This is a genomic window from Arthrobacter sp. Y3221159, from assembly GCF_059089885.1.
Genome location: NZ_JBNHFC010000018.1, coordinates 47,840 through 61,850, shown reverse-complemented (window position 1 = coordinate 61,850; position 14,011 = coordinate 47,840). Strand labels below are relative to the sequence as shown.

12 protein-coding genes are annotated in these 14,011 nt (G+C 66.4%); 3 read left to right on the top strand and 9 right to left on the bottom strand.

All coding sequences use genetic code 11. The annotated features are described in order from the left end of the window. Nucleotides 1-89: 89 nt before the first annotated feature. Complete coding sequence (gene uvrB, locus AC5RT3_RS17045; protein WP_494124728.1) at nucleotides 90-2,204, bottom strand: excinuclease ABC subunit UvrB; 2,115 nt, start codon at nucleotides 2,202-2,204, stop codon at nucleotides 90-92. 78 nt (nucleotides 2,205-2,282) lie between these two features. Beyond that, a complete protein-coding gene (coaE, locus tag AC5RT3_RS17040) occupies nucleotides 2,283-3,512 on the bottom strand; it encodes a dephospho-CoA kinase (protein WP_494124727.1) in 1,230 nt (409 codons plus the stop codon). Nucleotides 3,513-3,549: 37 nt separating this feature from the next. Between coaE and AC5RT3_RS17035 the strand changes: the two genes are divergently transcribed. Both AC5RT3_RS17035 and AC5RT3_RS17030 read left to right on the top strand, forming a co-directional pair. Continuing rightward, on the top strand, nucleotides 3,550-4,239 hold the full coding sequence (locus AC5RT3_RS17035; RefSeq protein WP_494052256.1) for an IMPACT family protein: 690 nt from the start codon (nucleotides 3,550-3,552) through the stop codon (nucleotides 4,237-4,239). Beyond that, nucleotides 4,223-4,756, top strand: a complete 534-nt coding sequence (locus AC5RT3_RS17030; RefSeq protein WP_494124726.1) for a GNAT family N-acetyltransferase — start codon at nucleotides 4,223-4,225, stop codon at nucleotides 4,754-4,756. The genes AC5RT3_RS17035 and AC5RT3_RS17030 overlap by 17 nt, the downstream gene beginning before the upstream one ends. A gap of 66 nt (nucleotides 4,757-4,822) precedes the next feature. Here the strand turns inward: AC5RT3_RS17030 and rpsA are convergent, their stop codons facing one another. The 4 genes from rpsA to polA all read right to left on the bottom strand — a co-directional run bounded on the left by rpsA (nucleotide 4,823) and on the right by polA (nucleotide 11,147). Further along, nucleotides 4,823-6,298: a 30S ribosomal protein S1 gene (rpsA, locus tag AC5RT3_RS17025; protein WP_009357636.1), complete on the bottom strand. Its 1,476-nt coding sequence runs from the start codon at nucleotides 6,296-6,298 to the stop codon at nucleotides 4,823-4,825. A gap of 208 nt (nucleotides 6,299-6,506) precedes the next feature. After that, on the bottom strand, nucleotides 6,507-7,805 hold the full coding sequence (locus AC5RT3_RS17020) for a GNAT family N-acetyltransferase (RefSeq protein WP_494124725.1): 1,299 nt from the start codon (nucleotides 7,803-7,805) through the stop codon (nucleotides 6,507-6,509). Beyond that, a complete protein-coding gene (locus tag AC5RT3_RS17015) occupies nucleotides 7,793-8,473 on the bottom strand; it encodes a GyrI-like domain-containing protein (RefSeq protein ID WP_494124724.1) in 681 nt (226 codons plus the stop codon). Before AC5RT3_RS17015 ends, AC5RT3_RS17020 begins: the two co-directional genes overlap by 13 nt. Nucleotides 8,474-8,504: 31 nt before the next feature. After that, nucleotides 8,505-11,147: a DNA polymerase I gene (gene polA, locus AC5RT3_RS17010; RefSeq protein WP_494124743.1), complete on the bottom strand. Its 2,643-nt coding sequence runs from the start codon at nucleotides 11,145-11,147 to the stop codon at nucleotides 8,505-8,507. A gap of 220 nt (nucleotides 11,148-11,367) precedes the next feature. On the opposite strand from polA, the gene AC5RT3_RS17005 reads away from it, so the two are divergent. Then, nucleotides 11,368-11,841, top strand: coding sequence for a hotdog fold thioesterase (locus tag AC5RT3_RS17005; protein ID WP_494052252.1), 474 nt, complete (start codon nucleotides 11,368-11,370; stop codon nucleotides 11,839-11,841). A 35-nt stretch (nucleotides 11,842-11,876) separates the two neighbouring features. On the opposite strand, the gene AC5RT3_RS17000 is transcribed toward AC5RT3_RS17005, so the two are convergent. From AC5RT3_RS17000 to AC5RT3_RS16990, 3 genes are read right to left on the bottom strand one after another with little or no spacing between them, the layout of a single operon-like run. Continuing rightward, entirely contained in the window at nucleotides 11,877-12,428 is a 552-nt protein-coding gene (locus AC5RT3_RS17000) for a dihydrofolate reductase family protein (RefSeq protein ID WP_494052251.1), read from the bottom strand. 57 nt (nucleotides 12,429-12,485) lie between these two features. Continuing rightward, complete coding sequence (locus tag AC5RT3_RS16995) at nucleotides 12,486-12,707, bottom strand: hypothetical protein (RefSeq protein WP_009357630.1); 222 nt, start codon at nucleotides 12,705-12,707, stop codon at nucleotides 12,486-12,488. Next, the gene (locus AC5RT3_RS16990; RefSeq protein ID WP_494124723.1) at nucleotides 12,704-13,966 is read right to left on the bottom strand and encodes an inorganic phosphate transporter; all 1,263 of its coding nucleotides are present in this window, start codon (nucleotides 13,964-13,966) and stop codon (nucleotides 12,704-12,706) included. The genes AC5RT3_RS16995 and AC5RT3_RS16990 overlap by 4 nt, the downstream gene beginning before the upstream one ends. Nucleotides 13,967-14,011 lie beyond the last annotated feature (45 nt).

Below are 14,011 nucleotides of genomic sequence, written 5' to 3'. Positions count from 1 at the left end.
TCGGGATACTCCCCTACGTGACGTTAACTGTACATGAGCCGGGAGCGTTGCCGCTCCCGGCTTACGTTGGGTGACGCCCTGGCGCCGGGTCAGGCGTGGCCTGCCGCCTGCATCTGCCGCAGTTCCTTCTTCAGTTCGCCGACCTCGTCGCGGATCCGGGCGGCCACCTCGAACTGCAGTTCGGCAGCGGCGCCGTGCATCTGCTCGGTGAGCTGCTCGATGAGCCCCACCAGGTCCTCTGCCGGGGCCGCCGCGAGGCCGTCCGAACGGACCTTCGCAGCACCCTTCTTGGCCCCGGCCTTGGTTGCCCCGGTGATCCCGCGCTTGCCCTTGCCGTAGTCGAAGCTGCCCAACAACGCATTGGTGTCGGCGTCTTCCCGGGCCAGTTGGTCCGTGATGTCCGCGATCTTCTTCCGCAGCGGCTGGGGGTCCACGCCGTGCTCAGTGTTGTAGGCCACCTGGATGGCGCGGCGCCGGTTGGTTTCATCAATGGCATTGGCCATGGAGTCCGTGATCCGGTCCGCGTACATGTGGACCTGGCCGGACACGTTACGGGCCGCGCGGCCGATGGTCTGGATCAGGGACGTGGAGGACCGCAGGAAGCCTTCCTTGTCCGCGTCCAGGATGCCCACCAGGGACACCTCCGGAAGGTCCAGGCCTTCCCGGAGCAGGTTGATGCCCACCAGGACATCGAAGCTGCCCAGCCGCAGCTCGCGCAGCAGCTCGACGCGCCGCAGCGTATCGACGTCGGAGTGCAGGTACTCCACCTTCACGCCGTGGCTCAGGAGGTAGTCCGTGAGGTCTTCCGCCATGCGTTTTGTCAGAGTGGTGACCAGGACGCGCTCGTCCTTCTCCACGCGCGTCCTGATCTCGCCCAGGAGGTCGTCGATCTGGCCCTTGGTGGGCTTGACGATCACCTCGGGGTCCACCAGGCCGGTGGGCCGGATGATCTGCTGGACGAAGCCGTCCGCCTTGCCGAGCTCGTACTTGCCGGGCGTGGCGGACAGGTAGACGGTCTGGCCGATCCGTTCCAGGAACTCGTCCCATTTCAGCGGCCGGTTGTCCATGGCGGACGGGAGCCGGAAGCCGTGGTCCACAAGGGTCCGCTTGCGGGACATGTCGCCTTCGTACATGGCACCGATCTGCGGGATGGTCACGTGGGATTCGTCCACCACCAGCAGGAAGTCGTCCGGGAAGTAGTCGATCAGGCAGTGCGGGGCGGTGCCGCCGGCCCGCCCGTCAATGTGGCGGGAGTAGTTTTCGATGCCGTTGCAGAATCCCATCTGCTGCATCATTTCAAGGTCGTAGGTGGTCCGCATCCGGAGCCGCTGCGCCTCGACCAGCTTGTTCTGCCCCTCCAGGACTGCGAGCCGGTCCGCGAGTTCGTCCTCGATGGACTTGATGGCGCGGCTCATGCGTTCCGGGCCGGCGACGTAGTGCGATGCCGGGAAGACGTACATCTCCGTTTCCTCGCGGATGACCTCCCCGGTGACGGGGTGCAGGGTGTAGATGTTCTCCACTTCGTCCCCGAAGAACTCGATCCGGAGCGCGAGTTCCTCGTACATCGGGATGATCTCGACGGTATCGCCGCGGACCCGGAACGTGCCGCGGTGGAAGTCCATGTCATTGCGCGCGTACTGCATGGAGACGAACTTGCGCAGCAGCGCATCCCGGTTCATTTCCTGTCCCCTGCGGAGCGTGACCATGCCGGCGATGTACTCTTCCGGCGTGCCCAGGCCGTAGATGCAGGAGACCGTGGCCACCACCACAACGTCCCGGCGCGTCAGCAGCGCGTTGGTGGCGGAGTGCCGGAGCCGCTCCACTTCCTCGTTGATGGACGAGTCCTTCTCGATGAAGGTGTCCGTCTGGGGAACGTACGCCTCAGGCTGGTAGTAGTCGTAGTAGGAGACGAAGTACTCCACCGCATTGTTGGGCAGCAGCTCCCGGAACTCGTTGGCCAGCTGCGCGGCGAGGGTCTTGTTCTGGACCATCACCAGGGTGGGGCGCTGGACCTGCTCGATGAGCCAGGCGGTGGTGGCGCTCTTGCCCGTGCCGGTGGCGCCGAGCAGCACCACGTCCTTCTCGCCGTTGTTGATGCGCTCCGTCAGCTCCGCTATGGCGGCCGGCTGGTCACCCGCAGGCTTGAACTCGCTGATGACCTCAAACGGCGCTACAACACGGTTTATATCCTGCGCAAGGCTCATGGATCTAATCTACAACCGGGCACCGACAGAACGGGCCGAGTCCGTTACGGGCGAACAGCGCAGCGGGTTTCGCAGGGGTCAGGACGCGCACGACGGCGGCTGCCACCCTGCGCTTTCGGCCCACCGTTCCATGGGGTCTTCCGCATTCCGGAACCACTCCTCCTTGGCTTCCGCGTAGCCTTCGGTGGTTGCGTCGCCGGCATGCTCGGCGGCCAGCCGCCGCTTGAAGGCCAGATAACCGGCGGCGGCGCCGGCATCGGCGCGCAGCCAGTCCCGGAAGCACAGGGCGAACCGCCATCCGGGCGACCCCGCAGCCCGCACATGCAGGTTCACGTCGCGGCCGGGGTCGGCGCTGGCATGGAAACGCTTGTACCAGTCCTCCGGCCGCGGATGGCCCGGTTTGGGTGCATCGGCGGAACTGCCCGGAACGAAGGGGAACCCGGCGGCCGACAGGAGCGGCGCAAGGGTGTCTGCCGCGGCCAGGTCAGGGACAGCGAGCTGGAGGTCGATGACGTCCTTGGCGTCGAGGCCCGGGACCGAGGTGGAACCGATGTGCTCCAGGCTGAGGCCGTTGACGTCCACCGCGTCCTGGCGGGACAGGGCGGCACGGATCCGGGCCATGATGCGCCGTGCCTCCTGCGGCCATTCCGGGCGGGACGGGAGCAGGACGGGTCCACCTTGCCGGCCGGCGCGGACCCCCTGGGCGATGTTCAGCGCAAAGGGCTGCAGGCGTCCTTTCCAGAGCCGGTCCACCTGCTCCAGCAGTTCCGCGACGCTGCCCGAATTGTCCAGGACCACGTCTGCGGCGGCCAGCCTGTCCTCCCGGGACGCCTGGGCCTGGATGCGCGAGCGGGCGGCCTCCGCGGTCATGCCCCGGTACTCAAGCATCCGCTGCACCCGCATGTCCTCCGGGGCGTCCACCACCAGGACCAGGTGGAAGTCGCTCCCCTGGCCAGTCTCCACCAGCAACGGGATGTCCTGCACCACCACGGCGTCGTCCGCAGCAGCTGCCACGATGGCCGCGGCGCGGGAACGGACAAGCGGGTGAACAATCCCGTTCAGGGCGGCAAGGCGTTCCGGCTGCCCGAAGACCACCGCGCCGAGACGGGCACGGTCCAGCCGCCCGCCGTCGTCGAGCATCTCCGCACCGAACTCGGCCACGATCCTGGCCAGCCCCTCCGTACCGGGCTCCACAACTTCACGGGCCAGCGCGTCCGCGTCCACCAGCACGGCGCCCAGCTCCTTCAGCCGCCCGGCCACCAATGACTTCCCTGAGGCGATTCCGCCGGTCAACCCGATCTTCAGCACGGCTCCCACCCTATCCCGCCTGACTAGACTGGGGCGGGTGCATGAGCAAGAGAGCAGGGCGGCGTCCTACACCACCCTGGCCGCGGGTCCGGACTTCCGCCACGAGCTGGAGATCAAGCGTTCACGCTTCATCACCGTCCTCCGGCGGGCAGGCACCGAAGAGGATGCCCGTGACCTGGTGGCAGGCCTCCGCCGGGAGTTCCACGACGCACGGCACCACTGCTCCGCTTTCATCATCGGACCGGATCGGGACATACAGCGGTCAAACGACGACGGCGAGCCCTCCGGGACGGCCGGAATACCGATGCTGGAAGCCCTGTCCAAGAGGGAGACGGCACCCGGAGTGGCGGACCTCAGCGACGTCAGCGCCGTCGTCGTGCGCTATTTCGGCGGCGTGCTGCTCGGGGCTGGAGGCCTGGTCCGTGCCTACTCAGAATCGGTCTCCTCAGCACTGTCACTGGTGCCCCTGGTACGGCGCAGCCGGCTGCGCATCTGTTCCGCGGCGGTACCCCATGCGGCAGCCGGCAGGCTGGAAAACGACCTCCGCGCTGCCGGCTTCGTGATGGCCGAAACCAGCTACGGCGCGAAGGACACGGTCCTGCGCCTCGCCGTTGCCGATAATGCGGATGCGATCGCCGCCGCCGCGGAACGGCTGCAGGTGCTGACTTCCGGCGGCGTTGGCCTGGCGACCGAGGGAACGGAGTGGGTGGATGTCGCGCTTGCCTGACGTGTCCCTGGTGGACGTGGACGACGCCGTCATGGAGTCGCTCCTGGCGCTCGCCAAGCGGGACGCATCACCGGACGAGGTGGCTCCCCCGCTGGGCGGGCCCGGCTGGAACCCGGAACGCACCGCGTGGTTCCGCAGCTACCACCGGGCGGCGGCTGAAGGCCTGGACGGAAAGGCCGGCGAAAAATCCTGGGGCATCCTCTGCGGCGGGGACCTGGCCGGATCCATCCGGCTCCGCCGCCTCGCACCGGGGCACCGTGGGTCTGGCCCTGAAGACGGGGCTGTGGCTGAGACGGGCATCTGGCTGGGCAGGAGCTTCCGGTCCCGGGGAATCGGAAGTGCCGCGCTGCACCTGGTGCTGGCTGAGGCCCGGAAGGCAGGACTCTCCCGGGTGATCGCCCGCACCCTGGCCGGCAACGGAGCGGCGCAGCATCTGCTCGAGTCGGCGGGCGGGCACCTGCAGCCCGAAAACGACGGAACTGTCCTCGCCGTCGTCGAACTTCAATCCGCCGGTTAACGCACAATGGGCCCCTGCTTCCGCAGGGGCCCATTGTGTCAGCCCGGAAATCCGGGCCGGCGGCAATTAGTTGCCGGTCAGCTTCTCGCGCAGGGCGGCAAGAGCCTCATCCGAAGCCAGGGTGCCGGCGCCGGTGTCGGCGGCAGCAGGCTCGGAGGAGTAGCTGGTGGCGCCGGAGTCGCTGTCACCGGACGTTGCAGCAGCAGCGTCGTCGGCAGCGTGCTGGGCAACCTGCTTCTTGTGGGCTTCCCAGCGGGTCTGGGCGTCAGCGTACTGCTGCTCCCAGGCGGCGCGCTGGTTCTCGTAGCCTTCAAGCCACTCGTTGGACTCGGGATCGAAGCCCTCGGGGTACTTGTAGTTGCCCTCTTCGTCGTACTCTGCGGCCATGCCGTACAGAGCGGGATCGAATTCGGTGCTGTCGGCGTCGACGCCCTCGTTGGCCTGCTTGAGGGACAGCGAGATGCGGCGGCGCTCGAGGTCGATGTCGATGACCTTGACGAACAGTTCGTCGCCAACGGAAACAACCTGCTCGGCCAGCTCAACGTGGCGGACAGCGAGCTCGGAGATGTGGACCAGGCCTTCGATGCCGTCTTCGACGCGGACGAACGCACCGAACGGAACGAGCTTGGTGACCTTACCCGGAACAACCTGGCCCAGGGCGTGGGTGCGGGCGAAGGTCTGCCACGGATCTTCCTGCGTAGCCTTGAGCGACAGGGAGACGCGCTCGCGGTCCAGGTCCACCTCGAGAACCTCGACGGTGACTTCCTGGCCAACCTCGACAACCTCGGACGGGTGGTCGATGTGCTTCCAGGACAGCTCGGAAACGTGAACCAGGCCGTCTACGCCGCCCAGGTCCACGAAGGCACCGAAGTTGACGATGGAGGAAACGACGCCGGGACGGACCTGGCCCTTTTCCAGCTTGTTGAGGAAGGTGGAGCGGACCTCGGACTGGGTCTGCTCGAGCCATGCACGGCGGGACAGAACAACGTTGTTGCGGTTCTTGTCCAGCTCGATGATCTTGGCTTCGATCTGCTGGCCGATGTACGGAGCCAGGTCGCGCACGCGGCGCATCTCGACGAGGGATGCGGGCAGGAAGCCGCGCAGGCCGATGTCGAGGATAAGACCACCCTTGACAACCTCGATGACGGTACCGGTGACAACACCGTCTTCTTCCTTGACCTTCTCGATGTCGCCCCAGGCACGCTCGTACTGAGCACGCTTCTTGGAGAGGATCAGACGGCCTTCTTTGTCTTCCTTGGTGAGCACCAGGGCTTCGACCTGATCGCCGACGGAGACAACTTCTCCGGGATCAACATCGTGCTTGATGGACAGCTCGCGGGAGGGGATGACACCTTCGGTCTTGTAACCGATGTCGAGCAGGACTTCATCGCGGTCGACCTTGACGACGGTACCTTCGACGAGGTCTCCGTCGTTGAAGTACTTGATGGTGGCGTCGACTGCTGCGAGGAAGTCCTCAGCGGTACCGATGTCGTTAATGGCGACTACGGGGGTACCGGGCTTCTCGGTGGAGGTGATGGTCATGTAGTAGGGGCTCCGTTGTGGATAGTTAGTCGGTCAGGCAAACCGGCGCGCCCGCGTTATGGAACGCAGGCGCGATTCGCGGTGAATCCGACGGATCCTCCGGGTCATCCTGATTTTGTGGATTTTACAGAACGTGCACGTGGTACACGTCCGTTTATTCTAGTCGCCGCCGCCAACAAGGGCAAAAGCGAGCAGGTACCCCTCCCCCTCAGAAGTGGGTAAGGCAGTGGGTGGCCCGCTCCACCGCGAACATCTGGCGGGCCTGCAGCGCCGCGCCTTCAGTGTTTTCACGGATCTTCCCTGCCGCCGCTAAAGTCACCGGGCAGACACCGCCGAGGTAGATGGAGGAAAGCGCGGAGACGTCCAGTGCCAGGTCCGCGGGGGTGCCTTCCGGGAGGCGTTCGACGGCGGCCCGGCCCCCCTCGACTGCCAGGACCCAGGTTCCCGCGGTGAGCCCGAGCGGGTCATCGAGGTCCAGCATCAGCCTGCCGTCGGCCGGATACTGCCGGGCCTCGAGGGCCGCGGCGGCGTCCAGGATCCGGAGCCAGAGCATGTCCCTGCTGTCCGACGAGTCGATGCAGCGGGGGTCCGTGAGGGCCCAGGGCAGGGGGTCGTCCAGTGGAGCTTCGCCCCAGGTGATACGTTCCACCAGGTCGATCGCCGCCAGGAACTGCCAGAGTTCGAGGTAGGCGTCGTTTGTGGCCGCCAGCAGGTCCACCACTTCCACTGTGTAGGGCTTGGTGTCCCAACCAAGGAACTTGTACGAGACGTAGCCGTCCACGTCACCGCCGGGCCCGTAGTGGAGCGCCACCTTGACGGCGGGGTCCTCTTTGCCGTCGTGTCCAAGTGACCCGGACGCCAGCTGCCGGTACCACTCCTGCCGTCCGATGGACCCCGGCGTCAGCCGGTGCACGCGGTCGAACACCACCGGGGCCAGCTCCAGCAGGGCCTTGGGGTCGGCAACCTCCACGGAGCCGGTGGGCTGGTGCTGCAGGGTGAACCGGGTGGTGGTGTCAACCTTCAGGGAGCGCTCGAAGCTCGCCACCCCGTAGCCGAACCTTCCGTAAATGGACCCCTCGGAGGCAGTGAGTGCGGCCATCGCCACGCCGTCCTCCTTCGCGAGCCTGAGGTCCTCGCTCATCATCCGCCGCAGCAGGCCCCGCCGGCGGTGCGAGGTACGCACCGTCACCGAGGTGACCAGTTGCGTCTCCAGTGTCCTTCCGAACCCGATGTTCAGGGTCTTCCGGAGCGTCGCGAACGTGGCCACGGGAACTTCTGCGGGCAGGGATCCAGGAGCCACGCCGCCGGTCTGGTAGGCGCCCGTCAGGACGCGGCCATCCACCTGGTAGGTGGCGAGGGCCTTTTCCACGTGCTCGGGCGTGCGGGTGGACTCGTGGAAACCGAATGACACCGCCCGGGACCACATGGCGGCTTCCTCATAGCCGTCGTTGCCTTTTGAGACCGCGCCAAAGCGCCGGATTTCATAGTTGCCGCTCAGATCGCCCATTCGTCCGAGCCTAGCCAATCCATCCGGCGCCTGACCAGCGCAAACAGCCGGGCATCACGTTCAGAGCGGGCGGACGGGCTGGCGCAGGATGGTCCGGAGTTTTCCGGCGCCACTTTCCGGGGGTCGCTGAGGTAGATCTCGTGGTGCGGCGCGAATCCGTACCTGTGGGATGGCATGAATTTACTGTGCAGCCGGTGCAGGGCAGGCCCTTCGTCGTCGTAGCTGCCGATGTGCAGGATCTGTACCGACAGGCCTTCGTCCAGGGTCTCCAGCCGCACTGCGTCCAGCCCGGCAACCCCCTTGGCAGCCGCCTTGGCCACGCCGGAGTGCAGTTCGGCGTGGCCGATCCAGTCGGGCTGCGGAACCATCATGGTCCACTTCCACCTGTCCTTGTCACGGGTGGTGAAAGCCTGGGGGTCGTCCGCGGTCCACAGGCCTTCCAGCGGTCCCACCGCGTAGTCCCGGCCAGCGCTTTTGCTGGCGAACCTGATGGCGTAGGACACCGAGTACAGTGCTTCCAGCGCCGCAGCGTAGGCGGGAGCAGTGCCCGGGTTTCCCTGCCCGTCCACCATCAGGTACTGGAACGGCGGGACGGTGACCACCTCGAAATCACGGGTGCGGGGCGCGTACAGCTCCTTGAACTGCCTCCGGACGTCGTATTTGTCCATCGCCCCGCCCCCGTTCGACTCGCGCTGGCGGTCAGTGGCCGGCGTCGTACCAGCTGGGACCGACGCCGATCTGGACTTCCAGGGGCACGCTGAGGTCCGCCGCGGCAGCCATCTGCTCCGTGACCAGCCTCTCCACCGCCTCGCGTTCCCCGGTGGCGACTTCGAGGACCAGTTCGTCATGGACCTGCAGCAGCATACGGGATTTGAGCCCCTGGGACTGCAGTCCGGCGTGGACTCCCAGCATGGCGCGCTTGATGATGTCCGCGGCCGAGCCCTGGATGGGGCTGTTGAGGGCGATGCGTTCCGCGTTTTCCCGCAGCTGCCGGTCGGTACTGGTGAGGTCCGGCAGGTAGCGCCGGCGGCCTTCGATCGTGGCGGTGTACCCGTCCACGCGCGCCTGGTCCACCACGCCGCGGAGGTAGTCGCGGACCGCGCCGAACCGGTCGAAGTAGTCCTTCATCAGGGTGCGGGCCTCGTCCACGGAGATCTCCAGCTGCTTGGACAGGCCGAAGGAGGTGAGGCCGTACGCGAGCCCGTAGGATATGGCCTTGACCTTCGAGCGCATGGCGCTGGTGACCTCGCTGGTGGGCACGTGGAAGATGTTGGAGCCAACGAAGCGGTGCAGGTCCTCGCCGTCGCGGTACGCCTGGATCAGGCCCTCGTCGCCGGACAGGTGCGCCATGATCCGCATTTCGATCTGCGAGTAGTCGGCGGACAGCAGGCATTCGTAGCCGTCGCTGACCACGAAGATCCCGCGGACCCGGCGGCCCTCCTCGCTGCGGATGGGGATGTTCTGCAGGTTGGGGTTGTTGGAAGAGATGCGGCCGGTGGCGGCCACATTCTGGGCGTAGGTGGTGTGGATGCGTCCGTCCTCCGCCACCGACTTCTTTAGCGACTCAATCATCTGCCGGAGCTTGGCCGCCTCCCGGTGCGCCATGAGCTGGACCAGGAACTCGTGCCCGGTCTTCTCCAGCAGGTTCTTCAGCGACGCGGCGTCGGTGGTGTAGCCGGACTTGATTTTCTTCGTCTTGGGCAGCTGCAGTTCGTCGAACAGGACCGTCTGCAGCTGTTTGGGTGAACCGAGGTTGACCTCGTGGCCGATGGCTGCGAACGCCTGCTCCTGGGCCTGGTCGATGACCCGGGCGAGGTCGGCGAGCTGTTCATCCATGCGGTCCATGTCGATCCTGATGCCGGCAAGCTCCATGTCCGCCAGGACCCGGCTGACGGGCAGCTCCAGGGTGGACAGCAGCTCCTCCGCCTTGCGCTCCTTGAGCTCCCTTTCGAAGTACCGGCTCAGGGAGAGTACGACGGCGGCTGCCTGGACGAGCGCGTCGGCGGCGGCGGTATCGTCCCCGTCAAACGACAGTTCCAGCTGGCCGGCTTTGCCGGTGGCCGCGGAAATTCCGACGTTCAGGTGGTGCTGGGCGAGTTCGTCCAGCTCGTAGGAGCGGCGGTCCGGCTGGATGAGGTACCCGGAAATCGAGGTGTCGTCCACCACGCCTTCCAGTTCCAGCCCGCGGGCCGTCAGCGCCTTCAGGGCGGCCTTGAAGCCGTGCATCACCTTGGGCGCTTCGGGGTCGCGCAGCCAGCGGGCCAGCAAGTTCTCCGTTTCGGCATCCTGGCCGGACAGGTCGATGTAGGCGGCCGCACCGTCGCGGACGATGGCCACGGCCGCAGCATCCTCGCCGATCCGTCCCGGGATGAGGTCCACGGCGAGGGCCGAGCGCTGCCCTGCACCGGCGGCCAGGAACGCCTCCAGCTCGGCGGCGGTTGCGGGGGTGGTGTAGTCCGGGGCGTCGATGCTTTCGCGTTCCGCGGCGGGCGCGTCCTCTTCACTGTAGAGCGCGAAGAGCCGGCTGCGGATGGTCTTGAACTCGAGCTGGTCGAACAGGTCTTCCAGGGCTGCCTGGTCCGGGCGGGGCTGGTACAGGTCGTCAAGCGTGACGGGAAGCTCCAGGTCCGTGTGGAGCTGGTTGAGCATTCGGTTCCGCTTCACGTTTTCGACGTTCTCGCGCAGGGCGTCACCCACCTTCCCGCCGATGGAGTCCAGGCGTTCCAGGACACCTTCCAGTCCGCCGTAGAGGTTGATCCACTTGGCCGCGGTCTTCGGGCCGACACCGGGCACGCCGGGAAGGTTGTCCGCCGTCTCCCCCACCAGGGCGGCAAGGTCGGAGTACCGGGACGGGCTGACGAAGTACTTGGCCTCGATGGCAGCGGCGTCCATCCGGGGGATGTCGCTGACGCCCTTCTTGGGATACAGGACGAACACGTTGTCCGTGATGAGCTGGAACGCGTCCCGGTCGCCGGAGACCAGCAGAACCTCAAAGCCGGCCTTCTCCCCCATGGCGGCCAGGGTGGCGAGGATGTCGTCCGCCTCGTAGCCCGGCAGCTTGATGGTCTTGATGCCCCAGGCCTCCACCACCTGCGCGATCAGGTCGATCTGGCCGCTCATCTCGCGGGGGGTCTCGTTCCGGCCGCCCTTGTATTCGCTGTATTGGGCCTTGCGGTGGGTGGTCTCATCGGAGACGTCGAAGGCCACGGCGATGTGCGTGGGCTGCTGCTCCTTGATCAGGTTGATCAGCATGGAGGTGAAGCCGTGGATGGCGTTGGTGTGCTGCCCGTTCATGGTGGAGAACTTGTCCGCGGGCAGGGCGAAGAAGGCACGGAAAGCCATGGAGTGGCCGTCCAGGACCAGGAGCCGCGGCTGGCCTGTCATGGGGACCACGGGGGCTGCGGTGGCTGAAACCGACTCACCGGCGGGAGCAGGAATCTTGTCCTTCACGACGGTGCCGCCCTGGGCACTTCCGCCTTCCAGGGCAGGGTCCTGCGGAAGAACTTCGGACGGGAAAGGGGCCGGTTTGGTTGTTTCACTCACAGGTGCCAGCCTAGTTGGCATGATGGACAATTTCACGCCCGGCCCCTTCGCGGAGGAGCTGACGGCGGCTGGCGTTCCGGACCACCTGCATGGCTGGCTGGGCCGGTACGGGATCGGCGCACTGGTGGTGAAGATGGGTATCCGGTTCCTTGAGATGAGCCCCGAACGGACAGTGGCCACCATGCCGGTGGAGGGCAACACCCAGGTGGCCGGCATCCTGCACGGCGGTGCGCATGTTGTGCTGGCCGAGACGCTGGGCTCGTTTTCCGCGGCCATGCATGCCGGCGACGGCCGGCACGCGGTGGGGATCGAGGTCAGTGCCACGCATCACCGTTCCATCTCAACAGGCATGGTGACCGGGACATGCACCGCCATCCACCTGGGCGGGACCCTGGCAACGCACGAGATCGTCATGACGGACGGACAGGGCCGGCGGCTCTCGACCGCCCGGATCACGAACCTGATCAGGAAGAACGCGCCGGCAGGGCAGTAGCCGGGTGCCTGGCGAGCTCCGGCAGCCGGGAGCTGCTAGGAACTATCGCGGTTGAAGTGGTAGCGCAGCTCCACCACGCCCCTGCCCAGGGTGCGCGAGGCAGCCAACTCAAGGGGCGGCGTCGGGCCCGCCAGCGGAAGCAGCCGCTTGCCGTCGCCAAGGACCACCGGGATGACCGAGAGGATGATCTCGTCCAGCAGCCCGGCGTCGGCGAACTGGGCGGCCAGGTTTCCGCCGCCCACCACCCAGACGTTCCTGCCTGCAGCGTCACGCTGGAAGTCCTCGACGAACTCACCCACGTCGCCCCGCACAAAGGTGATGTCCGCCCCTGAGGGTGCGGAATACTCGTGCCTGGTGAACACATAGCTCGGCGTCCCGGAATACGGCCACTTGTCCGGTTCGTGCGCCATCAGCCAGGCGTAGGTTTCCCCACCCATGACGATGCAGCCCACGTCGGCCATGAAGGCGTCGTAGCTTTCGGATCCGCCCTCGAAGCCGTCAAACTGCAGGAGCCAGCCGAGGTCGTCGGTGGACGTGGCGATGAAGCCGTCCAGCGAGGCAGCGACAAAGTACTGGAAGCGAGGCATGCGCCCAGCCTAGCCAAAGCCGCCCGGCGTGGACAGTGTTCCGAGCCCCCGCCCGGACTAGCCGGAGAAGTACGGGATGATCAGGTACAGCCCGAAGAGCACGGCCAGGCCGCACAGGCCGAAGCACACGTAGGCGAACGATTTCTTGATGCCGGGCGATGCCTGCTGGGAATCGGCAGCGATGGCGGTGAGCCGGACACCCAGCGAGTACAGGGTCACCACGGTAACGGCCGCGATCAGGGTGGCGCCGGCCACGGTCACGAGTTCCAGCCACTTCATCGCCGGGGCTCCTTCGGGTTGCTGGCGTCGGCGTCGGCTTGCGCCTCGGCCTCTTGCTGTGCCTTGTGTGCCTGCGCCCTCGCTCGGGCCATGGCCTTCTTCTTCCTGAAGCGGACAGCCTGGCCGGCTTCCTCCACTTCAATGGCGTTGTGGTGGCCCACGGCCGACTTGCGTGAGTAGAAGAACATGAAGAGTACGGCGGCGGTGCCGGCAACGGCCGCGATCAGCACGCCCACCACGCCGGTCTTGACCAGCAGGGCGGTGAGGGCACCCACGATGCCCGCGGCGGGCAAGGTGAAGAGCCAGCCGAGGGCGATCTTCCCCACCATGCTCCAGCGGACGCTGGTGCCCTTGCGACCCATCCCGGAGCCGATCACGGATCCGGAGGCCACCTGGGTGGTGGACAGGGCGAAGCCAAGGTGGGAGGACGCCAGGATGGCGGACGCGGTGCTGGTTTCGGCGGCGAACCCCTGGGCGGGCTTGACCTCGGTCAGCCCGGCGCCCATGGTCCGGATGATGCGCCAGCCGCCGGCGTAGGTGCCGATAGCGATGGCGAACGCGCAGGCAGCGATGACCCAGAAGAGGGGGCCGGAGCCAGGCTCCTGTGTACCGGCTGCGATCAGGACCAGCGTGATGATGCCCATGGTCTTCTGCGCGTCATTGGTGCCGTGGGCCAGCGCCACCAGGCTGGAGGTAAAAATCTGTCCGGTGCGGAAGCCGCCGCGTTTCTGGGTGAGCTTGCTGCCCGTTTCGGGATCGTGGCGTGACGTGAGGGCATAGGCGAGGCGGGTGCACACGTACGCCACGATGCCGGCGATGAGGGGCGCGAAAATCGCGGGGAGGATGACCTTCTGCATGAGGCCCTCAAGGTTGATGGAGTGGAACCCGATGCCGGCAATCGCCGCGCCGATCAGGCCGCCGAACAACGCGTGGGAGGAACTGGACGGCAGGCCCTTGAGCCACGTGATCATGTTCCAGAGGATGGCACCCATCAGGCCGGCGAAAATAATGTCCGGCGTGATCTGGATGCCGTCCGAGCCCTCACGGATGATGCCGCCGGAGACCGTCTTGGCCACCTCGGTGGACAGGAAGGCGCCCACCAGGTTCAGGATGGCAGCCAGGGTTACCGCGGTTTTCGGCTTGATGGCACCGGTTGCAATGGGGGTGGCCATGGCGTTTGCGGTGTCGTGGAAGCCGTTCGTGAAGTCGAAAAATAATGCCAGCGCAATGACCAGCGCCACCATGAAGGTGATATCCACCTGTTGCCCAATCTGCAGAGACGACGTTCGGCAGTTTCTATCCCC